The sequence below is a fragment of the Kribbella sp. NPDC104218 genome (assembly GCF_055584105.1).
Map to the genome: position 1 here is coordinate 240704 of NZ_JBVJMQ010000002.1, position 23104 is coordinate 263807.

Here is a 23104-nt window from a genome sequence, read left to right on the forward strand (position 1 = left end):
TGCGCACGTCGTCCAGCCCGCTTCGGCGTCCGGGACGGCGTCCGACCTGACTGACCGGCCGCGGTCGGCGCCTTATGCTGGCGCCGATCCGCGTCACCGCCGCGTCAGTTCTGGACGGCGTAGAGGGTGTTGCCGTCGGGGTCGACGAAGGTGAACATGGGCGGCATGCCGGGCCAGGTCAGGAGGTCGCCGGCTGCGTCGGCGAGGGCGGCGTGGGCCGCGGCGGCGTCGGGGGTTCCTAGGCGGATGCCGGTGTCGCGGCCTAGCGGCTGGTCTTTGGTTGCTGGTGTTAGTGCGAGGTTCGCGCCGTCGCCGGTGGTTACGACGATCCAGCGGCCGCCGAGCTGTGGGAGTGGTGCGTCCATCACGAGGTTGAGGCCGAGCGTTTCGGTGTAGAAGGCGAGCGCGCGGTCCTGGTCGCTGACGGGGATGCCGACGGTGTGGACGCTTGTGAAATGGTTCATGGTCTCTCCTTGGAGGTGAAAGTTGCTGTCACCTTCGAGGTAGAAGCCGTCTGCCGACTTTCGACATCCTCGATCGAAGAATTTTCTGCCGGAAGGATCCGATGCCGAGTCTCGAGCTGCCCAACGGGCTTTTTCACTACGAGGACGCCGGGGGCGAGGGTGAGCCTGTCCTGGCGCTGCACGGCACCTTCGGGCGCGGGCGGACGTTCGCCGCGCTGGCCGAGCGGCTGCTGCCGGAGTACAGGTTGCTCGCTCCCGATCTGCGCGGACACGGACTGACCACGACGTCCGGTGGTTTTGGGCGGGACGAGTTCGTGGACGACGTGGCGCAGGTGATCGAGGCGCTCGGCCTCGCGCCGGTCATCCTGTACGGGCACTCGCTCGGGGGCGTGACGGCGTACCAGGTGGCGGCTCGACGGCCGGAGCTGGTCCGTGCGGTCGTCGTCGAGGACGTCGGCGCGGTCACCGACGAAAGCGCCGTGGCGCAGCCCGTGCTGGACGTGACGGGCTGGCCCAGCCGGTTCGCCGGGGCGGACGCGGCAGCGAACTTCTTCGCCGGAACGCCGGCGCCGGAGTACTTCCTGGAGAGCGTCGTGGACGGCGCCCTGCTCTTCGACCTGGACACGATGATGCTTGTGCAGCAAGGAAATGTCGGCAGCTGGTGGGCCGACTGGGAGGCTGTCGAGTGCCCGATCTTGTTGCTGCGGGCCACCGATAGTTTCCTGCTACCCGAGGAGCTGGCCGCCGAGATGCTGCGGCGGTGCCCCGGCACCGAACAGGTGCTCTTCGAGAACACCGGGCACTGGATCCACCGGCAGGATCCCGACGGCTGCGCAACCGCCGTCCGGAGGTTTCTCGAGCGTTAGCGGCGGCTGGTGAGTGCCGCGAGGCCGTAGCCGGCTGCGGCGCCGATCAGTGCGGCGACCGGGGCCAGGAAGAGGGCCGGGTCGGTCCACTCCGCTCCCCCGGCCAGCCAGGCCCAGGCAGTGTTCGCCGCAACCAGGACCGCCGCGCCGATCGCGGCCCAGCGCTGACCACGGCGGTGCCGAACGGGATCGACCATTCGTCCACGATAGCGAAAGCTCCGGACGACGGGTGGTCGTCCGGAGCTTCGGCGGGGTGTTACTTGGCGACGACGCGGAGGGTGAAGTCACCCTCGAAGTTGCCGGTGTTGCGGGCCACGATGCCGGCCGAGCGGAGGGCCTGGACGTCGGCGTTGGGCTTCTCGTCGAGGGCTTCCATGATGTCGGCGGCGGCGGTGAAGTCGACATAGCCGAGCATGGTGGCGCCCTGGACGTCGGGCAGCGCGAGCTTGAAGTTCTCCGCGGCGCCCAGGTTGCCGCCCTGGAGGACCTGGCCGGCGTAGGCCTGGTCGGTCGAGACGACGAGGGTGTCGCCGTCCTTGGCGGTCACCAGCGGGATCTGGACCGGCGACTGCTGCTGCATGAGCGCGGTCAGCTTCTTGACCACCGGCTCGGCCTTGGCCGGGTCGGTCTCCATCCGGGCCGCGAACTTCGGGCCGGCGGAGGCGTCCTTGTCGACGACCAGCGACAGGTTCTTGCCGAGCAGGTTCTTCAGGTCGTCCGGCAGGCTCAGGCCGGAGGCCGAACCGAAGCCCTTGACCATCTCGCCCAGCTCGCCGCTCTTCTCCAGCTGCTTCCACAGCGTGTCGATCGACGTGTCCACACCCGAGACCGTCATCGCGGCGGCCGTGGTGTCGGGCAGCTTGGTGAACAGCTCGCTCGCGTCGGTCGCCTTCGCGACGACCTCCTGGTCGGCCTTCACGATGCCCTTGACCTCGACGTACTGCGCGTCGAACCGCAGCGCGGCCGCGACAGTACCCTCGCCGACCGGGTCGACCTTGGCGGGACCGATCTCGCCGGCCAGCGCCGACAGCCCCTTCATGTCGGCCCAGACCGTTGCGAACCCCGGCTCGCCGAGCTTCTTCAGGTCGTCGGTGTACTTGGTGTTACCCGCCAGCGGGTTGGTCTTCGTGGTCGCGATCGCGGCGTCCACGTCGGCCTGCTTCTCGCCGAGGATCATGTAGTCCTCGTGGAAGGCGCGCCCCGGCTTCTCGGTCTCCTTGGCCAGGAGCTTGTCCATCCCCTTGGCCGCGGCCTTCTCGTCCTTCACCTGGACGGCGATGACGACCGGCGGCTCCTTCGCGCCGTCGGCCACCGGCAGCACGGCCGCACCGAGGCGGTCGCCCAGCCACGGCTTGACGTCCTTGGCGTAGTCGACCTCGGCGAGGTCGTCGCCGGAGCTGCTCTTGATCGCCTCGAACAGCTTCTGGTGCAGGTCGTCCTTGTCACCGGTCAGCTTGAGCTTGTCCTTGGCCGACGGGAACTTCATCAGGAACCGCAGCGCGGCCAGCTTCTGACCGGCCGACGGGTTCAGGTCGACGCGCAGGAAGCCGATCGCGGTCCCCGGGAGGACGGCGTCCGGCTGCTTGCCGCTGTTCAGCTTGCCGTAGGCAAAGATGCCGCCACCGGCGACGACGAGCACCATCGCGAGCGCCGCGATGATCGGGATCAGCTTGCCGCGCGGCTTCTTCACCGGCGCCTGCTGCCCCTGCGGGCCGAACTGCAGCTGCTCGAAGGACTGCTCCCCCTGCTGCGGCTGCTGGCCCTGGTACGGCGGCTGCCCGGGCTGCTGGCCCTGGTACGGCGGCTGGGGCTGGTTACCCGGGTACTGCTGCCCGCCGGGACCCTGCGGGCCGGGCGGATTGAACTGATCAGACATGCTTCTCTACTTCCCCCTCAACGGACCGGTGGCCTCACCCACCGGCCTGAACACCTTAGTGCACCGGGGGGTGGCCTTCTGACGCAACAGGTTTCGGATCGGTTGCGACCGGCTCCGACCTCCACGTGGTGGCGGAGATCACTGCCGCGGCCAGCGCGGCGCCCACCAGCCAGGCGACCGCCGGCGTCCAGGTGTGCAGCTCGAGGGGCGCGGCGACCAGATCCCCGGGCTTCGCCGCGGCCAGGCGCTCGTCCAGCGGGTCGTGGCCGAGCAGCATGCCGACGCCCCACGCGACGCCCGAGCCCAGGCAGGCCCCGAGGACGGCGATCGCGACCGACCACGGTCCGTAGTTCCGCAGCCACCAGAACACCGCGCCGCCCAGCACGAACGCGGCCACGAACCCGATCGCCGTGAACGTCCCGTCCGGCCCGAACACCCGCGTCATCTGCTCCTCGCCGAGGGCGCCGCCGCTCTCGTCGACGGTGTACTGCGCGAGCGGCGAGAACTGCTGCCACGCCCACCCGCCGACCACCCCGGCCACCAGGAACACCACCACCGTCACCAGGATCGCCTTCGCCCACGGCATCCGCGGCTCCGGCTCCGGCGGCGCCCCGAACGGATTCATCGACGGCGGCGCGACATACGGACCGGGCTGGCCCCAAGACTGCGGGGACTGCTGCTGACTCACCACGCCAGTGTGCCGTATCCCCGTCAGCCGGCCAGGCAGGAGGGGCCGAGGAGGGCTTTGAGGTCGGCCATCAGGGCGCTGGTGGGGGTGACGCGGAAGCGGTCGCCGATGCGCATGACGGTGGTTTTCTGGCGGGCCTGGAGGCGGAGCTGGACCTCGGTCATACCGGGGTGGGCCTGGAGGATGTCGCGGAGCTGGTCGACGACGGGCTGGGTGCAGCGGGTGGTGGGCATGCTGATGACGACCGGGCCGCTGGGGCCTTCGGTGAGGTCGGGGACGACGACCTCGTCGCCGGACAGCTCGACGCGGTCCTCGCGGCGGCGGATCCGGCCCTTCATCAAGATGATCGCGTCGTTGCTCAGCAGGTGCGCGTGCAGCTGGTACGCCGAGGAGAACATCATCACCTCGATCGAACCTTCGAGGTCCTCGATGGTGACGATCGCGTAGATGTCACCGCGTTTGTTCACCTTGCGCTGGACGGCGGTGACCAGGCCGCCGATCGTCACCCGGATGCCGTCGGGGCGGTCCTCGTCGGCCAAAAGCTGCCCGATCGTGCAGTCCGAGCCGTTGGTGAGGACGTGTTCGACGCCGAACAGCGGGTGGTCGGAGACGTAGAGGCCGAGCATGTCGCGCTCGTGGGCGAGTTTGGTCGCCTTGTCCCACTCCTCGATCTCGGGGACGGTGACCGACAGCCGGCTGTTGCCCTCGCCGTCGTCCGCCTCGTCCTCGCCCATCGAGAACAGGTCGAACTGGCCGTGCGCCTCGTTCCGCTTGAGGTCGATCGCCTCGTCGACGGCCTGCTCGTGGACGGCGACGACCGCGCGCCGCGCGTGGCTCATCGAGTCGAACGAGCCGGCCTTGGCCAGCGACTCGATGACGCGCTTGTTGCAGACCGGCAGTGAGACCTTGTCGATGAAGTCGACGAAGTCGGTGAACCGGCCCTTCTCCTCGCGGGCCGCGACGATCTCGGCCACCACGTTGACGCCGACGTTGCGGATCGCGGACAGGCCGAAGCGGATGTCGGTGCCGACCGGGGTGAAGTTCGAGTCGGACTCGTTGACGTCGGGCGGGAGGACCTTGATCCCCATCCGGCGGCACTCGTTCAGGTAGATGGCCATCTTGTCCTTGTCGTCCTTCACCGACGTCAGGACGGCGGCCATGTACTCGGCCGGGAAGTTCGCCTTGAGGTACGCCGTCCAGTACGAGACCAGCCCGTACGCCGCCGAGTGCGCCTTGTTGAACGCGTAGTCGGAGAACGGGAGCAGGACGTCCCACAGCGCCTTGATCGACTGCTCGGAGAAGCCGTTCGACTTCATCCCCTCGGCGAAGCCGACGTACTCGGCGTCCAGCACCTCGCGTTTCTTCTTACCCATCGCCCGGCGGAGCAGGTCCGCCTTGCCGAGCGTGTAGCCGGCCAGGCGCTGGGCGATCTCCATCACCTGCTCCTGATAGACGATCAGGCCGTAGGTGATGCCGAGGATCGGCTCCAGCGCGACGGCGAGCTCGTCGTGCGGGTAGGAGATCTCCTGCTGTTTGTTCTTCCGCAGGGCGTAGTTGGTGTGGCTGTTCGCGCCCATCGGGCCGGGGCGGTAGAGCGCGCCGACGGCCGAGATGTCCTCGAAGTTGTCGGGTTTCATCAGCCGCAGCAGGGCCCGCATCGGGCCGCCGTCGAACTGGAAGACGCCGAGGGTGTCACCGCGGCCGAGCAGCTCGAAGGTCGGGCCGTCGTCGAGGGTCTGGGCCAGGGCGTCCAGGTCGAGGCTGATCCCGCGGCTGGCCTCGACGTTCTTGACCGCGTCGTCCATGATCGTCAGGTTGCGCAGACCCAGGAAGTCCATCTTGACCAGGCCGAGCGTCTCGCAGCTCGGGTAGTCGAACTGGGTGATGATCTGGCCGTCCTGGTCGCGGCGCATGATCGGGATCAGCTCGATCAGCGGCTCGCTGGACATGATCACGCCGGCCGCGTGCACACCCCACTGGCGTTTCAGGTTCTCCAGGCCGCGGGCGGTGTCGACGATCTTGCGGACGTCCTGGTCGCCCTCGTAGAGCTGGCGGAACTCGCCGGCCTCGGAGTAGCGCTTGTGCGAGGTGTCGAAGATCCCGGACAGCGGGATGTCCTTGCCCATCACCGACGGCGGCATCGCCTTGGTGATCCGGTCGCCCATCGCGAACGGGTAGTCGAGCACCCGGCCGGCGTCCTTGATCGCCTGCTTGGCCTTGATCGTGCCGTAGGTGACGATCATCGCGACCCGGTCGTCGCCGTACTTCTCGGTGACGTAGCGGATCACCTCGGGCCGGCGGCGGTCGTCGAAGTCGATGTCGAAGTCGGGCATCGACATCCGCTCCGGGTTCAGGAAGCGCTCGAAGATCAGACCGTGCTGGAGCGGGTCCAGGTCGGTGATCCGCATCGCGTACGCGCACATCGAGCCGGCGCCGGAACCACGGCCCGGACCGACCCGGATGCCGTGCTCCTTGGCCCAGTTGATGAAGTCGGCGACGACGAGGAAGTAGCCGGCGTACCCCTTGGAGGTGATGACCTCGATCTCGTACTCCGCCTGCTTGCGGACGTGGTCCGGGACGCCGGCCGGGTAGCGCTTGTGCAGGCCGGTCTCGACCTCGGCGACGAACCAGGACTCCTCGTTGTGGCCCTCGGGGCAGGGGAAGCGCGGCATGAACCGGCCCTCGCCCTCGGTGAAGCTGACCTCGCACTGCTCGGCGATCAGCAGCGTGTTGTCACAGGCCTCGGGGAAGTCCTTCCAGACCTCGCGCATCTCGGCCGCGGTCTTCACGTAGAACTCGTTCGCGTCGAACTTGAACCGGTTCGGGTCGGACAGCGTCGAGCCGGACTGCACGCAGAGCAGCGCGGCGTGGGACGTCGCGTCCTCCGGTTTGGTGTAGTGCAGGTCGTTGGTCGCGACCAGCGGCAGGCCGAGCTCCTTGGCCAGGCGGAGCAGGTCGCCCTGGATGTTCCGCTCGATGCCGAGGCCGTGGTCCATCAGCTCGCAGTAGAAGTTCTCCTTGCCGAAGATGTCGCGGAACTCCGCGGCCGCCTTGATCGCCTCGTCGTACTGCCCCAGGCGCAGCCGGGTCTGGACCTCGCCGGACGGGCAGCCCGTCGTCGCGATCAGGCCCTGGCCGTAGGTGTTCAGCAGCTCGCGGTCCATCCGGGGCTTGAAGTAGTAGCCCTCGAGGGAGGCCAGCGAGCTCATCTTGAACAGGTTGTGCATACCGGAGGTGTTCTTCGCGAGCAGCGTCATGTGCGTGTACGCACCCGAGCCGGAGACGTCGTCACGGCCCGAGTTCGCGTCACCCCATTTGACCCGCTTGCGCTCCGTGCGGTGCGTGTGCGGGGTCAGGTACGCCTCGACGCCGATGATCGGCTTGACGTCGTACTTCTTCGCGGTCTTCCAGAACTCGTACGCCCCGAACACGAACCCGTGGTCGGTGGTCGCGATCGCCGGCTGACCCATCTCCTGGGCGGTCTTGAACAATTCGTCGATCCGGGCGGCGCCGTCCAGCATGGAGTACTCGGTGTGCACGTGAAGATGCACGAAATTGTCGCTGGACGCCATGTCTTCGCAGACCTCCCAGAGGCGTGTGTGAGCGGAACTGCCACAGCTTATGCAGACCCCTCCGACAGTTCTGAATCGGCTCACCGACCGAACCGGCGACCGCCCGCTATCCGGGCGTGGATCACACCAGTTCGCGCCAGTTGCCGTCGATGAAGAGGGCCTGGCCGTCGCGGAGACCGACGTACGTGACGCCGGTCCGGTCGTAGGTCGCGGCGACGGCGGCGACGAGGTCGGTCTCGGGGTGGCCGGGAGAATCGAGGTGCGGGACGATCGCGTGGTCGAGGAGGCCGAGGCCGTCCCAGATGACCGGGTCGAGGCCGTCGATGGGGTCGACGTGTTCGAGGCCGCGGAGGCTGGGGGCGAGGACGCAGGCGCCGGCGCTGTAGCCGGCGTAGACGAGCTGTTCGGAGCGGATCAAGTCGGGGAGGACGGCGTCCACGCCGGAGTGGGCGAGGGCGGCGCGGAGGTGGAAGACGTTGCCGCCGCGAACCCAGAGGGCGTCGTACGCCGGGAGCCGGGACGCGGCGTCGTCGTCGCGGAGGTCCAGCTCCTCGGCGGTCAGGCCGAGGGTCGCGAGGGCGGCCAGCTCGGCCTCGACCTTCTCCCGGCGGATCGCGGGGGTGACGAAGTCCATCGCGTTGGCGACGACGGCGACGCGGGCCGGGGTCGGGAGGAGGGCCAGGAGGCGCTCCGGGGAGTCGCCGAGGCGGAAGGAGGACAGGTAGAGCTTCACGGTGCTGTCATTGGGCTGTCATTGGGCGTCGGCGAGGACGTCGAGGGCCTGGTCGAGATCCTGGGGGTACTCCGAGGTGAACTCGACGTACTGGCCGCTGCCGGGGTGGTCGAAGCCGAGGCGCATGGCGTGCAGCCACTGGCGGGACAGGCCGAGGCGCTCGGCGAGGACCGGATCGGCGCCGTAGGTGAGGTCGCCGCAGCAGGGGTGGCCGATCGCGGACATGTGGACGCGGATCTGGTGCGTGCGGCCGGTCTCGAGGGTGATCTCGAGCAGTGTCGCGTAGCGGAACGCCTCGAGGGTCTCGTAGTGGGTGACGCTCGGTTTGCCGCCGGCGATCACGCCGAACTTGTAGTCGTGGTGCGGGTGCCGGTCGATCGGGGCGTCGACGGTGCCGGTGAACGGATCCGGGTGGCCCTGGACGAGGGCGTGGTAGATCTTCTTGACCGTGCGCTCCTTGAAGGCGCGCTTGAGGACGGTGTACGCGTACTCCGTCTTCGCGACGACCATCAGGCCGGACGTGCCGACGTCCAGGCGGTGCACGATGCCCTTGCGCTCGGCGGCGCCGCTGGTGGAGATGCTGAAGCCGGCGCCGGCCAGGTGGCCGATCACGGTCGGGCCCGTCCAGCCCGGGGACGGGTGCGCGGCGACGCCGACCGGTTTGTCGACGACCACGATCTCGTCGTCGTCGTGCACGATGCGCAGGTTGTCGACCGTCTCCGGGACGATCTGCACCTCGGCCGGGGGCGGCGGGAGCTCGACGTCCAGCATGACGCCGGCGGCCACCCGGGCGGACTTCGCCGCGGTGGCGCCGTCCATCTGGACCAGGCCGGACTCGATCATCTCGGCCGCCTTCGTGCGGGAGACGCCGAACAGGCGGGACAGGGCGGCGTCCAGGCGCTCGCCGGCCAGGCCGTCGGGGACCATGACGGTGCGTGAGCTCACTTGCGGATCTCCCGGGTGCCGTCCAGGCGGATGCCGCGCAGGGTCTGGATGACCAGCAGGATCGCGGCCGAGGAGACGGCGATGTCGGCGACGTTGAAGATCGCCCAGTGCGGCGTCTGCAGGAAGTCGATCACGTGCCCGTGGAACGGCGACGGCTCGCGGAAGATCCGGTCGGTGATGTTGCCGACCGCGCCCCCGAACAGCAGCCCGAACGCGACCGCCCAGCCCGCCGAGCCGAGTTTGCGGGACAGATACACGACCCCGATCGCCACGATGATCTGCACGGCGCTGATGTACGGCGTGTACCCCGCGCCGAGGCTGAACGCGGCGCCCGAGTTCCGGATCAGGGTGAACTTGAGCAGCTCACCCACCACGTTCACCGACTCCCCCGGCGTCAGGTTCGCCAGCGCCAGCGCCTTCGTGAACTGGTCGATCCCCCACACCAGCAACCCCACCACGCCGAACACCCCCACCCACTTCCACCGCACCCCGCTAGCCGGGTCCCCCGCCCCGGGCTCGTCGCCTCCGGCGACCTCGCCCGTTTCAAGAGCAGATGTGTTCGCGGGCTCGCTCCCCGGGGTCGGGTCCTTCGGGCTGCGCGGGACCTCGGGCTCGTCGCCTTCGGCGACCTCGCCCTGGGAAGGACTGGAGGTGTTCGAAGCCGCGTGACCGGTGGTCGGGTTGGCCGAGCCGGTGGTCGAGTTGGCCGAAGCGGTGGGCTGGGCGGTTACGGCTGCAACTGAAGTGCCGTCGGACGCCGGGCCGGCTTCGCCCGACGAACCAGCTGCGCCGGGCTCGTCGCCTTCGGCGACCTCGCCCTGACCAACAGCAGGAGTGGTCGCAGGGCCGTCTGCTGGGGTTTCAGTTCCGGGCGCTTCTGCTGGGGGGGCAGTCGCGGGGGGTTCGGTGGTGGGGGTGGGGGAAGACGGGCTGGGGGACGACGGAGAACCGGCCGAGGGGGGGTCGGCCGGTTCGGGGGTGGGGGCTTCTCCGGGGAGAGGCTGGTCGTCGGTCAGCGGCGTTCTTCGCGTTCTTTGCATGAGACGCACAGTGTCGCACGGGGGAAGGCTTGGAGCCGACCCTTGCCGATGGCGTTGCCGCAGGACTCGCAGATGCCGTAGGTGCCGTCCTCGATGCGGGAGAGGGCGCGCTCGATCTGGTCGAGCATGTCGCGGGCGTTGTTGGCCAGGGACATCTCGTGGTCGCGCTCGAGGGTGGTGGAGCCGACGTCGGCCTGGTCGTTACCGGCGCCGTCGCCGCCGTCGCGGAGCAGGCCGACGATCTCCTGCTCGGCGTCCTTGATCTCCTGCCGCAGGTGCACCACGTCGGCCTCGAGCTCGGTCCGCAGACCGGCCAGCTCGGCCGCCGTCCACGGGGTCTCGCCCGTCTTCACCGCGAGGGTCTCCGCCTTGTGTGCCGGGGACTTGCCCGGCGCCGTGGCCGGGGTCCGGTTCTCGTTCGTCTTCATGGCTGCCCTCTTCGTCGTCGCTTGCTTGGCAGGGGCTGTCTCGGCCGGAGCCTTCTTCGCCGCAGCGGCGGTCGTCTTCTTCGCTGCGGAATTCCTGGTGGCCGGCGTCTTTTTCGCCGGACTGGCCGCATTCGATCCCGAGGCGCTCTTCTTGGCCGCGGTCGTGCGCTGGGGGGCGGTCTTCCTGGGAGCCGTAGCCATGCGCAGCTACCCCCTGCCTTCGTCGTCGGAGACTGAAGTCGGACTGGTCGCAAGACAGTAGGCCAGCTCACCCACGCTGGCCAGCCCGACGCGCGGACCGTGGACATACGGTAGTCGCTTCTTCAAGTTCACTCGATGTTCCGCGCGTCACAGCCACATCTCAGCCGCTACCGACGGTGACATTTCCGTGAACATCACGCAGCATTCTCACCGCTGTACCCCCGATCGGCACCCCATTAACGATTCGTGATCACCCGGTACGACGCCGTACACTGGCGACCGCGACCTGCAAGGCAGTGATGGGGCCATCACCCCGGAGCCGCCGGAAGAACAGTCCGTGGCGACCTATTAGAACCGGCAGCGGCGCGCGAAGGAAGTGGGTGACTCCCCCGGAGTCGCCAAGGAGGGTGGTACCGCGCGGTGCCCGGCCGATCCGGCCGCGGCATTTCGTCCCTCGTCGGGCCCGTATCTGGCGACGAAGGAACGAAACGATGGCGGCACAGAACCCTGAGACCGGCTGGCGGCAGGTCCCCGCGCAGGTCGACTTCCCCGCGATGGAGCGGGCGGTGCTCACCCACTGGGACGAGCACGACACGTTCGCCAAGAGCCTCGAGCAGTCCGCCGGCGGCACGCCGTGGACGTTCTTCGAAGGCCCCCCGACCGCGAACGGGATGCCGGGCACGCACCACATCGAGGCCCGCGTCTTCAAGGACGTGTTCCCGCGCTACCGGACCATGAAGGGGTTCTCGGTCGAGCGCAAGGCCGGCTGGGACTGCCACGGCCTGCCGGTCGAGGTCGCGGTCGAGAAGGAGCTCGGCTTCAACGGCAAGAACGACATCGAGGCGTACGGGATCGCCGAGTTCAACGCCAAGTGCCGCGAGTCGGTGCTGCGCAACGTCGACGCGTTCAACGAGCTGACCACCCGGATGGGCTACTGGGTCGACCTCGAGCACCCCTACAAGACGATGGACCCGGAGTACGTCCAGTCCGTCTGGTGGTCGCTCAAGCAGATCCACGACAAGGGCCTCCTGGTCGAGGACTACCGGATCACCCCGTACTGCCCGCGCTGCGGCACCGGCCTGTCCGACCACGAGCTGGCCCAGGGCTACGAGACCGTCGTCGACCCGTCGGTCTACGTCCGCTTCCCGCTCACCTCCGGCCCGCTGGCCGGTAAGGCGTCCCTGCTGGTCTGGACGACGACGCCCTGGACGCTCGTCTCCAACACCGCCGTCGCCGTGCACCCCGACGTCTCGTACGTCGTGGCCACCGACGGCAGCGAGTCGCTGGTCGTGGCCGAGCCGCTGCTCGACCGCCTCGGCGAGGGCTGGACGGTGACCGAGCAGTACGTCGGCCGCGACATGGAGCGCTGGACGTACCAGCGCCCGTTCGAGCTGGTCGAGTTCCCCGAGCCGGCGCACTACGTCGTCCTGGCCGAGTACGTCACCACCGAGGACGGCACCGGTCTGGTGCACCAATCCCCCGCGTTCGGCGCCGACGACCTCATCGTCTGCCGCGCGTACGGCCTGCCGGTGGTGAAGCCGGTCGAGGCCGACGGCACGTTCAGCGCCGACATCCCGCTGGTCGGCGGCCAGTTCTTCAAGAAGGCCGACGCGGACCTGGTCAAGGACCTGGACGCCCGCGGCGTCCTGTTCAAGCACGTGCCGTACGAGCACCCGTACCCGCACTGCTGGCGCTGCCACACCCCGGTCATGTACTACGCGCTGCCCTCCTGGTACATCCGCACCACCCAGGTCAAGGACGCGCTGCTGCGCGAGAACGAGAAGACCAACTGGTTCCCCGACTCGATCAAGTGGGGCCGGTACGGCGACTGGCTGCGCAACAACATCGACTGGGCGGTGTCCCGGTCGCGCTACTGGGGTACGCCGCTGCCGATCTGGCGGTGCGCCGAGGACCACCAGGTGTGCGTCGGCTCGCTGGCCGAGCTGGGCGAGCTGGCCGGGCGCGACCTGAGCGCCACCGACCCGCACCGGCCGTACGTCGACGACATCACCTTCGCCTGCCCGACCTGCGGGGAGGAGTCGCGCCGGGTCGCCGAGGTGATCGACGCCTGGTACGACTCGGGCTCGATGCCGTTCGCGCAGTGGGGCTACCCGTGGGCCGAGGGGTCGCAGGAGAAGTTCCAGAAGGCCTACCCGGCCGACTTCATCTCCGAGGCGATCGACCAGACCCGCGGCTGGTTCTACACGCTGATGGCGGTCGGCACGCTGGTGTTCGACGAGTCGTCGTACCGCAACGTCGTCTGCCTCGGGCACATCATGGCCGAGGACGGCCGGAAGATGTCCAAGCACCTGGGCAACATCCTGGAGCCGATCCCGCTGATGGACGACCACAGCGCGGACGCCGTGCGCTGGTTCATGGCCGCCTCCGGCTCGCCGTGGAAGGCGCGCGGTATCGGCCCGAACGTGCTCAACGAGATCGTCCGGAAGGTCCTGCTCACCTACTGGAACACGGTCGCCTTCCACGCCCTGTACGCGCGGCTGGCCGACTGGTCGCCCAGCGACGTCCCGCCGGTCGCGGAGCGGTCCGTGCTGGACCGCTGGCTCGTCAGCGAGACGCACCGGCTGGTCCGGGACACCGACGAGGCGTACGCCGCCTACGACACCCAGAAGCTCGGGCTGCTGATCAGCTCCTTCGTCGACACCCTGTCGAACTGGTACGTCCGGCGGTCGCGGCGGCGGTTCTGGGCCGGTGACACCGGCGCGCTGGCGACGCTGCACGAGACGCTGGACGTGCTGACGCGCGTGCTGGCGCCGCTGACGCCGTTCGTCACGGAGCGGGTCTGGCAGGACGTGTTCCGCCCGGTCACGCCCGAGCTGGCCGAGTCGGTGCACCTGGCAACCTTCCCGGCGTACGACGCCGCGCTGATCGACGACGTCCTCGCGCAGCACGTGTCGATGGCCAAGCGGGTCGTCGAGCTGGGCCGGTCGGCCCGGGCGGACGCCAAGGTCCGGACGCGGCAGCCGCTGTCGCGCGCGCTGGTCGGCTCGGCCGCGATCGCGGACCTGTCGCCGGAGCTGCTGCAGGAGATCGCCGACGAGCTGAACGTCGGCTCGGTCGAGCCGCTGTCGGCCGCCGGCGCGGATCTGATCGACTACTCCGCGAAGGGCAACTTCCGCGAGCTCGGCAAGCGGTTCGCCAAGCAGACCCCGGTCGTCGCCGCCGCGATCGCCGCCGCGGACGCCGCCGCCCTGGCCGCGGCGCTGAAGGCGACCGGTACGGCGTCCGTGGTCGTGGACGGCGCCGACGTCGAGGTGACCGAGGCCGACGTCCTGCTGTCCGAGCGGCCCAAGGAGGGCTGGTCGGTCGTCAACGAGCAGGGCGAGACCGTCGCTCTCGACCTCGAGATCACCCCGGAGCTCAAGCAGGCCGGTCTGGCCCGCGAGGTCGTCCGGACGCTTCAGGAGGCGCGCAAGTCCGCCGGCCTGGAGGTCTCCGACCGCATCCGCGTCTGGCTGACCACACCGGACGCCGAGCTGGCCGACGCCCTCGGCAAGCACGCCGACGACCTGGCCAAGGAGGTGCTGGCAGTGGAGCTCACGCAGTCCGCGCCGGCCGAGGCCGGGCTCGTCACCGGCACCGAGGACGACCTCCAGCTCACCTACTGGCTCAGCAAGGCCTGAGAACGTCGTACGGCGCGGGTCCGGTGATTACCGGGCTCGCGCCGAAGGTGTGACGACGGGTGGTGTTCCCCGATGGTCCGGCGGGGGAAGCACTCCCAGTGACGATCAAACGACTGTGTGTCAGAAGTTTCCGGACACGCCGAAGAGGCGGTGCTGCCGGAAAGCACCGCCCCTTCACAGGTTCAGACGTGGTTGCTCAGACTCCGTGACCGCCGTGGGCCTGCACGCGGGCCTCCGGGCGGAAGCCGTTGCGCGGGCTCAGCGTGTCGTCGCCGTTGCCCAGGGCCTTGAGCTGCTCGGTGAAGTAGGTCTTCAACCGGCTGCGGTACTCGCGCTCGTACGCGTGCAGATCGTCGATCGTGCGCTCGAGCTGGCCCTTCTGCTTCTCCAGCGTGCCCAGCATCTGGGCGCGCCGCTCGGCGATCTCGCCGTCGAGCTTCTCGGCGCGGGCGCGGGCCTCACCGGTCATCCGGTCGGCCTTGCCGCGGGCCTCGTTCTCCAGGCGCTCGGCCTTGGCGCGGGCCTCGCCGATGATCTTGTCGGCGGTGTCCTTCGCCTCCTGGACCAGGTCGTCGGAGTGCTTGGTGGCCATCTCCAGCAGCCGGACCGCGGAGCTGGACGCGTCACCGACGGTCCCGGCGGCCGCAGCAGCCCCCGCAGCCGCTACCACCGGCGCGACGACAGGCGGCTTCTCCTCGATGATCGGCTTCTCGACCACCACCGGGGGCTTCGGCTGCTGCACGACGGGCGGCAGCGCGGCGGTCTGGTCGACCGGCCGCTCCTGACCGGCGCCCGCGCGCTGAGCAGCGGCGAGCTTGGCCCGCAGCTCCTCGTTCTCGGCGAGAAGGCGCTCGAGCTCGGCCTCCACCTCGTCGAGGAAGGAGTCGACCTCTGTGACGTCGTAGCCCTCCCGTAGTCGGACGGGCGTGAACTGCTTCGAGCGGACGTCATCCGGCGTCAGCGGCATCTTTCACCTCGTTTGTCTGTGTCTTGGCGGAGCCCCCGTGGCTAACACCATCGGCGACTCAGTAGATCACGTTATCGCTTCGTTGTGTTGTGACGGAATCCGGGCGGGCGACAACGCTCCCTGTACTTCGATTTTGTCCGAGACCTTACCTACCCGATCCAAGCCCCCGTACCCGCCGGATCACAGCGAATGCAGGATCGTGGAGTTGATCGACATCGCCACGGAGACGATCACGAACAACATCAGCATGGACAGATCCAGCCGGATCCCGCCGGCCCCGATCGGGGGCAGGATGCGCCGCAGCGGGCGCAGGCACGGGTCCGTGACCGAGTAGACGGCCTCGAAGAGCAGCAGTAACGGCCCCTTGGGGTGCCACTGCGGCGCGAACATGACGATCAGTCCGAGTACGAAGCGCGCCAGCAGAACCAGCAGGAAGGCGAGCAGTACCCAGCTGACAACGGTGAGGACGAGCACTAGAGCATCCATGTCGTCAATGAGTGTAGAAGACGGGCGAAGTCACCGGTCAGGACTGGTTGTAGAACCCGTCCGCGGCGATCTTCTCCTTCTCCTCCGCGGCGACCGTCACGTTGGGCGGGCAGACCAGGAACACCTTGGTGGTGATCCGCTCGATCGAGCCCCGGCAGCAGAAGATCAGGCCGGCCGCGAAGTCGACCAGGCGCTTGGCGTCCGCGTGGTCCATCTCGGTCAGGTTCATGATGACGGGGGTGCCGTCACGGAAGTGCTCACCGATCACACGCGCCTCGTTGTAGCTGCGCGGGTGCACGGTGGTGATGCGGGCCAACTCGGTAACCTCCGGGGACGGTGCGACACCGCGACGCTCTGGGAACTTGCTGACCGTGCCGCCCGGCTCCTCGCGCCCGTGCCCCTGGTGGTGATCGGAGCGGGGCTCGCGGTGCTGGTCGCGGCTCTCCCGGCCGGCAGGCGCCGGCTCGGCCTCGTGGGAGTCCCCGTCGACGGCTTCGTCGTCGTACTCGTCGTAGTCGTCGTACTCGTCGTCGTACCGCGCGTTGTAGCGCTCACCGTCCTCGACCAAGCCGAGGTACACACCCATCTTGCGCAGTGCGCCGCTCATGGCCCTCCAGCCCCTCGATCCCGGTTCGACGACATTCTGATGAGCCGGAAAGAATCCTGCTCGATGTCGACACTAGCCCAGGTGAGTACGCGTACCGAGTAATGCGCGCCCGAGCCGAACGTGTGTCGCCCCGTGCCGGATCGCCGCCTCCAGGTCGCCGGTCATCCCGGCCGAGATCCACCCGGCGCCGGCATGTTCGGACCGTAGCCGATCAGCTACCTCGCGAAGACCCGCGAACGCCTCGTCCGGCTCCGCTCCGAGCGGCGCGACGGCCATCACTCCGCCGAGTTCGAGCCCGTCCGCGGCAGCGACCGCGGCCCCCAGCTCCAGGACGTCGTCCAGCCCGGCGCCGCCGCGATCCGCACCCGTGGCCGCGCCGGCCGCGCCGTACGCCGAGAGGCTCACCTGGAGCAGACACCGAACGGTCTTCTGCTCGGCGACGGCGGCCTTGGACAGCGCTCCGACGAGTGACAGCCGGTCGACGGAGTGCACGACCGAGGCGTGCCGGACGACGGAGCGCGCCTTGTTCGACTGCAGCTGGCCGACGAAGTGCCACGTGAGCTCCGGGCACTCGGGCGCCTTCACCTTGAGCTCCTGCTCACGGTTCTCCCCGACGTCGACGACGCCGAGGCCCGCCAGCGCCCGTACGTCGCTGACTGGGAAGGTTTTGGTGATCGCGACCAGGGAGACCTCGTCCGGGGCCCTTCCGGCCGCTACACAGGCCTTCTCGACCCGCTCCTGCGCCTGTTGCAGGTTCGCGCGCAGCTCGTCCAGACGGTTCACGCGGTGACCAGCTTGATCAGACCGGCCAGCCGGCCGCTCTGCTTGCCCTCACGCCGGTAGGAGTACAGGCTCGGGTTCTCCATCGTGCAGCCGCGGGCATCCTCGATCACGTCGACGCCGAGCTCGGTCAGCTGAGCCTTCACCCCCGCAGCCACGTCCAGCGCCGGAGTCCCCCAGCTGGTCTCGGAGTACGCCGCTGGCACCCGCTCGGCCACCTCGGCACGCATCTCGGCCGGGACCTCGTAGCACTTGCCGCAGGCGTTCGGGCCGAGCACAGCCGTGATCTGCTCCGCGCCGAGCGCGCGCATCGCCTCGACGGTGGCCGGCGCGATGCCGACGTACATGCCGGGGCGGCCGGAGTGGGCCGCACCGATGATGCCGTTCGCGCTGTCGGCGAACAGGACCGGGAGGCAATCGGCCGCCCGGACACATAGGACGACGTCGGTGCGCGTCGTGACGAGCGCGTCGACCCGCGGCACCGGGTCGAGTGGCACCGGGTCCCCGGGCCGGACGACGTGCACGTCCCGCCCGTGCACCTGGCTGACCCGGATCACCCGCTCCGGCTCGACCCCGAAGGCCGCGCCGACCCGGCGAAAGTTCTCGCCGATCCGCGCGGCGTCCTCCCCCAGCTCCCCGGCCCCACCGAGGTTCAGCTCGCCGTACGGCGGCTGACTGATCCCGCCGAAGCGGTCGGTGACGGCGAAGCGGGCAGCACCGTGAACCTCGTCGTAGCTGAACACGACCAAAGGCTACCCGCGCTGATGACAGTTACTTCAGGAAGTCCGGGATGTCGAGGTCGTCCTCCGGGTCCGGCTTGCGGGCCGGGCGCGGCGGGGTGGACTGCGGCGGCGTGGACGGCGCGTTGCTCGGGCCGGTGGTGGGCCAGGAACGCTCGGTGGTCGGCTGGCTCGGCGTGGCGGTGGTGTGCGGCGCGGGCTGGCTCGGCTGCACCGTGCGGACCGGGTCACCGGACTGCGGGCGCGCGGACGTCGTCGTCCCGTGGCCGGGGCGGGCGTCGTTCTGCGTGGGGACCGGGACGGTGTCGTCGGTCGGCAGCGTGGGGTTCACCGGGGTCTGCGGCGCCGGCGGCGTGGCCGCGGCCGGAGCCGGCTGCTGCACGGGCGGCTGCTGGACCGGGGGCTGCTGAGCCGGCGGCTGCGCGACCGGCGGCTGCTGCTGCGCCGGCGGAGTGTTCCCCGCGGACATCTGCTCGGAGTACGCCGGCTGCGCGGGCGCGGGCGCAGGTGTCGCGGCCGGCGCCGGCGGAGCGGCCGCCGGGCGGCCGGCCTGCGGGCGGGCCTGGTTCATCGCCTGCTCGCGGCGCTTCGGCATCCCGCCGTCGAACCCGGCCGCGATCACGGTCACCCGGACCTCGTCGCCGAGCGCGTCGTCGATGACCGCGCCGAAGATGATGTTGGCGTCGGTGTGCGCGGACTCCGAGACCAGCTGCGCGGCCTCGTTGATCTCGAACAGGCCGAGGTCGGAGCCGCCGGCGATCGAGAGCAGCACGCCGTGCGCGCCCTCGATACTTGCCTCCAGCAACGGTGAGGAGATGGCCGCCTCGGCGGCCGCGACCGCGCGGTCCTCACCGCGCGACGAGCCGATCCCCATCAGCGCGGAGCCGGCGTTCGACATGACGGCCTTGACGTCGGCGAAGTCGACGTTGATCAGGCCGGGGGTGGTGATCAGGTCGGTGATACCCGACACGCCCTGGAGCAGCACGGTGTCGGCCTGCTTGAACGCGTCCAGCACCGACACGGCCCGGTCGGAGATCGTCAGCAGCCGGTCGTTCGGGATGACGATCAGCGTGTCCACCTCCTCGCGGAGGTGCGAGATGCCGTCCTCGGCCTGGGTGGCGCGGCGCTTGCCCTCGAAGGAGAACGGCCGGGTCACCACACCGATGGTCAGCGCGCCGAGCGAGCGGGCGATCCGGGCCACGACGGGCGCGCCGCCGGTGCCGGTGCCGCCGCCCTCACCCGCGGTGACGAAGACCATGTCGGCGCCCTTGAGCGCCTCCTCGATCTCCTCCGCGTGGTCCTCCGCGGCCTTCTGCCCGATCGCCGGGTTCGCCCCGGCGCCGAGGCCCCGGGTCTCCTCGCGGCCGATGTCGAGCTTGACGTCCGCGTCGCTCATCAACAGCGCTTGCGCGTCGGTGTTGATGGCGATGAACTCAACGCCCTTCAGGCCGTGCTCGATCATCCGGTTGACGGCGTTCACGCCGCCTCCGCCGATACCGACGACCTTGATGAGTGCCAGGTAGTTCTGCGGTGCCGCCACGTCCGCGCCTCTCGCCTCGTTGCTATCCCGTTGTCCAGCGAAAAGACTGAACCTCAAGTAAATGCTTAGACTTATGTCAACTTTAGATTACGCCGCACGGTACGGGACGCTTCCGGCCAAAGTCCACGCGCCTCGCCGCTCGCCGTGCCGATGTGATGCGTTACCGCCGCTGGGTGACACTTTCGCCTTTGGTGACAGGGAGATCGGGCGCCGACACGTCGTACGTCCGCGCCTTGCGTTTCATCAGCACGCTGAGTACCTCGGCCTTGCGCGCGCTGTCATCGGAACTCCCCCAGACCACTGTCACGCCGGACCCGAGATTCAGTGTGATCGAGTCCGGCGACGCTGCCGAGATCGACCCCACCTGGGCCCGCAGGACATCCGGCAGCGCGGCCGAGACGGTGACGATCGACCGGACCGTCTGCTCGCGGCGCGCGCCGGTCACCTTGGCCTCCGGCAGGCCGGTCGGCCGGGCCGTCAGCGTCCGGTACGACGTCCCGGTCGCGTCGACCAGGTCGTACCGGGCGCCGTCGGTGACGACCACCACCGGAACCCGCTCGGTGACCACGACGACGATCTTGTTCGGCCAGGCCCGGGTCACCTGCGCGTCCGCGACAGCCGGGATCGTCCGCACCCGGCCCGCGATCGCGCTCAGATCGACCTTGGCCAGCGGCGTCCCGCCCGGGGCCGCCGCGGTCTGCTCGATCGTTGCCACCGGCACCGTGTCCGCACCGCTCACCCGGACGCCGGAAACCGCGAACAGCGACGAGAAGTAGAACAGCCAGACGATCACGGCGGCGAGTAACAGCACCCCGCCGCCGACCGCCCACGGCAGCCAGCTCCGCCAGCGCACCAGCCGTTGCCGGCGCGCGAACCGCTGTTGCGCCCGCGCCAGATCAGCGCTCTGGCTCACTCGACGAACCCCACGGCGACAAACCCCACGGAACTACTTCAGCACAGGGTCGGGAGCCGCTGCCGCAGACTCGCGGAGCAGCGCCCGTTCGGCCAGCAGATCAACGACTTCCGGGCCGATCAGCGAGACGTCGCCGGCGCCCATGGTGACCACGATGTCCCCCGGACGGGCGAGCTCGGCGAGCAGCGCCGGGACCGCGGACCAGGACGGCTCGAAGCGAACCTGCTCCGGCTTCAGGGGAACGTGGTTGGCCAGCAGCGCGCCGGTGACGCCGGGCTCCGGGTCCTCCCGGGCGGCGAACACGTCCATCACGACGACCTCGTCGGCCAGCGCGAGCGCTTCGGAGAACTGGGCCGCGAAGATCCGCGTCCGGCTGAACAGGTGCGGCTGGAAGCAGACGACCACATGCCCGTCCCCCGCGACCTGGCGCGCCGCCTTCAGGTCGACGGTCACCTCGGTCGGGTGGTGCGCGTAGGAGTCGAAGACGCGGACGCCGTCCTGCTGGCCCTTGAACTCGAACCGCCGGCCCGTCCCGGTGAAGGCCGCGAGGCCCTCGGCCAGATCGGCCGCGGAGAACCCGAGCCCGAGCCCGACCGTCAGCGCGGCCGAGGCGTTCAGCGCGTTGTGCTGGCCCGCCTGCTGCAGGTGCACGACCGGCAGCTTCCGCCCGCGGTAGATCGGGACGAAGGACTGCGTCGCGCCCTCCGCGGCCAGCTCGGTGACCTGCAGGTCGGCGTCACCGGACAGGCCGTACGTCCGGACGTCGACGCCCCGCTCGCGCGCGTACTCCGCGAGCTGCCGGGCGCCCTCGTCGTCGTGGCAGATCACCATGAAACCGCCGGGCAGCACCCGGGCGCAGAAGTCCTTGAACGCCTGCCGGTAGGTCGCCTCGTCACCGTAGTTGTCCAGGTGGTCGGGCTCGACCGAGGTGACGATCGAGACCTCGGGCGCGTACGTCAGGAACGACTTGTCCGACTCGTCGGCCTCGGCGACGAACAGCTCACCGGTGCCGTCGTGGGCGTTCGAGCCCGACTCGTTCAGGTTGCCGCCGATCGCGTACGACGGGTCGGCCGCGCAGTGCTGCAGCGCGACCGTCAGCATCGACGTCGTGGTCGTCTTGCCGTGCGTCCCGGCGACGGCGATCGTCCGCCGGCCGGCCATCACCGAGGCGAGCGCGGCGGCCCGCGGCAGGATCGGGATCCCGGCCGCGCGGGCGGCCACGACCTCGGGGTTGGTCTCCCGGATCGCGGTCGAGACGACGACGGTGTCGGCGTCCGCGACGTTGCCGGCGGCGTGGCCGACCCAGCAGGTGGCGCCGAGGGCGCGCAGCGCGGCCAGCACCTTGCCGTCCTTGGCGTCGGAACCGGAGACCTCGATGCCGCGCGAGGCCATGATCCGGGCGATCCCGGACATCCCCGCGCCGCCGATACCCACGAAGTGCACCTTGCCCAGCTTCTCGGCCGGGAGCAGGGTGTCAGGAGCGGTGACGATCACGAAGCAGACCTCACCACATCGAGGATGATCTGCGCCAATCGGTCGTCGGCATCCGTACGGATGACGCCGGTGGCTGCGGTGGACATGGCTGTCAGACGCGCGGAGTCGTGCAGAAGTTGCGGAACGGTCGCCCGGACCCACTCCGCGGTCACGTCGGCGTTGTCGACCAGCAGGCCGCCGCCCGCGTCGACGACCGGCTTCGCGTTCTGCCGCTGCTCACCGTTACCGTGCGGCAACGGAACGTAGATCGCGGGCAGCCCGACACCGGAGACCTCGGTCACCGTGTTGGCGCCCGAACGGCAGACGACCAGGTCGGCCGCGGCGTACGCCAGATCCATCCGGTCGACGTACGAGAGCACGCGGTACGGCGCGGGGCCGGTCTGCGCGACCTCCAGCGAGTTCTTCGGGCCGATCACGTGCAGGACCTGGACGCCGGCGGTCTGCAGCTCGGCCGCGGCGCCGGCGAAGGCGTTGTTCAGCTGCTGGGCGCCCTGGGAGCCGCCGGTCACCAGCAGCGTCGGCAGCGCCGGGTCGAGCCCGAAGAAGGCCTGCGCCTCCGCGCGGACGGCGGCCCGGTCCAGCGTCGAGATCGCCCGGCGGATCGGCAGCCCGACGTACCGCGCGTGCGGCAGCTCGGACCCCGGGAAGGACGTGATCACGTGCTGCGTGCAGTACTTGGCAGCGAACTTGTTCGCGATTCCCGGGACGGCGTTGCCCTCGTGGACGACGATCGGCGTCTTCCGGCGCCAGGCCGCGACGTACGCCGGGGTCGACACGTAGCCGCCGAACCCGACCAAGACATCGGCCTTGGCCTCGTCGAGCGCCTTGCGGGCGGCCGACACCGAGGCCAGCATCTTGCCCGGGACGGCGAGCAGCGCGGGCGTGGGTTTGCGCGGCAGCGGGACCGGCGGGATCAGCTCGAGCCGGTAGCCGGCCTCGGGCACGACCCGGGTCTCGATCCCCCGCTCGGTGCCGAGCGCGAGGATCTCGATGGTCGGATCGATCCGGCGCAGCGCGTCGGCGGTCGCGATCAGGGGTGAGGTGTGGCCGGCGGTTCCGCCACCGGCCAGGACGATGCTGGGCACAGCTTTCAACGCTCCTGCACGCATTTTCAGGGGGAATG

The 23104-nt window shown here is 69.7% G+C and carries 20 protein-coding genes and 1 pseudogene; 3 read left to right on the forward strand and 18 right to left on the reverse strand.

The genetic code is table 11. From position 1 onward, the window contains the following. Positions 1–104: 104 nt before the first annotated feature. A complete protein-coding gene (locus ACZ6ZD_RS17180; protein ID WP_465673103.1) occupies positions 105–464 on the reverse strand; it encodes a VOC family protein in 360 nt (119 codons plus the stop codon). Between the two features lie 101 nt (positions 465–565). On the opposite strand from ACZ6ZD_RS17180, the gene ACZ6ZD_RS17185 reads away from it, so the two are divergent. Further along, positions 566–1330 (forward strand): alpha/beta fold hydrolase, encoded by a 765-nt coding sequence (locus tag ACZ6ZD_RS17185; RefSeq protein ID WP_465673105.1) that lies wholly within the window; start codon positions 566–568, stop codon positions 1328–1330. Here ACZ6ZD_RS17185 and ACZ6ZD_RS17190 read toward each other — a convergent pair. The 8 genes from ACZ6ZD_RS17190 to ACZ6ZD_RS17225 all read right to left on the reverse strand — a co-directional run bounded on the left by ACZ6ZD_RS17190 (position 1327) and on the right by ACZ6ZD_RS17225 (position 10612). After that, on the reverse strand, positions 1327–1527 hold the full coding sequence (locus tag ACZ6ZD_RS17190) for a hypothetical protein (protein WP_465673107.1): 201 nt from the start codon (positions 1525–1527) through the stop codon (positions 1327–1329). The two genes, ACZ6ZD_RS17185 and ACZ6ZD_RS17190, sit on opposite strands and share 4 nt — an antisense overlap. Before the next feature lie 59 nt (positions 1528–1586). Beyond that, positions 1587–3206 carry a DUF3352 domain-containing protein gene (locus tag ACZ6ZD_RS17195; protein ID WP_465673109.1) on the reverse strand — a complete coding sequence of 540 codons (1620 nt, stop codon included), beginning with the start codon at positions 3204–3206 and terminating at the stop codon, positions 1587–1589. Between the two features lie 55 nt (positions 3207–3261). Then, a complete protein-coding gene (locus tag ACZ6ZD_RS17200; RefSeq protein ID WP_465673111.1) occupies positions 3262–3894 on the reverse strand; it encodes a hypothetical protein in 633 nt (210 codons plus the stop codon). Between the two features lie 23 nt (positions 3895–3917). Beyond that, on the reverse strand, positions 3918–7466 hold the full coding sequence (gene dnaE, locus ACZ6ZD_RS17205) for a DNA polymerase III subunit alpha (protein ID WP_465673113.1): 3549 nt from the start codon (positions 7464–7466) through the stop codon (positions 3918–3920). 121 nt (positions 7467–7587) lie between these two features. Continuing rightward, entirely contained in the window at positions 7588–8199 is a 612-nt protein-coding gene (locus ACZ6ZD_RS17210; protein ID WP_465673115.1) for a Type 1 glutamine amidotransferase-like domain-containing protein, read from the reverse strand. Between the two features lie 18 nt (positions 8200–8217). Next, entirely contained in the window at positions 8218–9126 is a 909-nt protein-coding gene (locus ACZ6ZD_RS17215) for an RluA family pseudouridine synthase (protein WP_465676060.1), read from the reverse strand. A 14-nt stretch (positions 9127–9140) separates the two neighbouring features. Next, on the reverse strand, positions 9141–9602 hold the full coding sequence (gene lspA, locus ACZ6ZD_RS17220) for a signal peptidase II (RefSeq protein WP_465673117.1): 462 nt from the start codon (positions 9600–9602) through the stop codon (positions 9141–9143). 554 nt (positions 9603–10156) lie between these two features. Continuing rightward, on the reverse strand, positions 10157–10612 hold the full coding sequence (locus ACZ6ZD_RS17225; protein WP_465673119.1) for a TraR/DksA family transcriptional regulator: 456 nt from the start codon (positions 10610–10612) through the stop codon (positions 10157–10159). On the opposite strand from ACZ6ZD_RS17225, the gene ACZ6ZD_RS17230 reads away from it, so the two are divergent. Then, positions 10611–10874 (forward strand): hypothetical protein, encoded by a 264-nt coding sequence (locus ACZ6ZD_RS17230; RefSeq protein WP_465673121.1) that lies wholly within the window; start codon positions 10611–10613, stop codon positions 10872–10874. The two genes, ACZ6ZD_RS17225 and ACZ6ZD_RS17230, sit on opposite strands and share 2 nt — an antisense overlap. A gap of 430 nt (positions 10875–11304) precedes the next feature. Next, positions 11305–14454, forward strand: a complete 3150-nt coding sequence (gene ileS, locus ACZ6ZD_RS17235; RefSeq protein ID WP_465673123.1) for an isoleucine--tRNA ligase — start codon at positions 11305–11307, stop codon at positions 14452–14454. Between the two features lie 196 nt (positions 14455–14650). Here ileS and ACZ6ZD_RS17240 read toward each other — a convergent pair whose 3' ends face one another. From ACZ6ZD_RS17240 to murG, 9 genes and pseudogenes are all read right to left on the reverse strand, one after another. Continuing rightward, entirely contained in the window at positions 14651–15421 is a 771-nt protein-coding gene (locus ACZ6ZD_RS17240) for a DivIVA domain-containing protein (RefSeq protein ID WP_171670215.1), read from the reverse strand. Positions 15422–15601: 180 nt separating this feature from the next. Beyond that, complete coding sequence (locus ACZ6ZD_RS17245; protein ID WP_465673125.1) at positions 15602–15907, reverse strand: YggT family protein; 306 nt, start codon at positions 15905–15907, stop codon at positions 15602–15604. Between the two features lie 37 nt (positions 15908–15944). After that, entirely contained in the window at positions 15945–16514 is a 570-nt protein-coding gene (locus ACZ6ZD_RS17250; RefSeq protein WP_465673127.1) for a cell division protein SepF, read from the reverse strand. Positions 16515–16586: 72 nt separating this feature from the next. Next, on the reverse strand, positions 16587–17297 hold the full coding sequence (locus ACZ6ZD_RS17255; RefSeq protein WP_465673129.1) for a YggS family pyridoxal phosphate-dependent enzyme: 711 nt from the start codon (positions 17295–17297) through the stop codon (positions 16587–16589). After that, the gene (pgeF, locus tag ACZ6ZD_RS17260) at positions 17294–18037 is read right to left on the reverse strand and encodes a peptidoglycan editing factor PgeF (RefSeq protein WP_465673131.1); all 744 of its coding nucleotides are present in this window, start codon (positions 18035–18037) and stop codon (positions 17294–17296) included. The genes ACZ6ZD_RS17255 and pgeF overlap by 4 nt, the downstream gene beginning before the upstream one ends. A 528-nt stretch (positions 18038–18565) precedes the next feature. Beyond that, positions 18566–19574, reverse strand: a pseudogene (gene ftsZ, locus ACZ6ZD_RS17265) (cell division protein FtsZ); the annotation flags it as partial. Positions 19575–19734: 160 nt separating this feature from the next. Next, complete coding sequence (locus tag ACZ6ZD_RS17270; RefSeq protein WP_465673133.1) at positions 19735–20487, reverse strand: cell division protein FtsQ/DivIB; 753 nt, start codon at positions 20485–20487, stop codon at positions 19735–19737. 33 nt (positions 20488–20520) lie between these two features. Next, entirely contained in the window at positions 20521–21981 is a 1461-nt protein-coding gene (murC, locus tag ACZ6ZD_RS17275; protein ID WP_465673135.1) for a UDP-N-acetylmuramate--L-alanine ligase, read from the reverse strand. After that, the gene (gene murG, locus ACZ6ZD_RS17280; protein WP_465673137.1) at positions 21978–23066 is read right to left on the reverse strand and encodes an undecaprenyldiphospho-muramoylpentapeptide beta-N-acetylglucosaminyltransferase; all 1089 of its coding nucleotides are present in this window, start codon (positions 23064–23066) and stop codon (positions 21978–21980) included. The genes murC and murG overlap by 4 nt, the downstream gene beginning before the upstream one ends. Positions 23067–23104 lie beyond the last annotated feature (38 nt).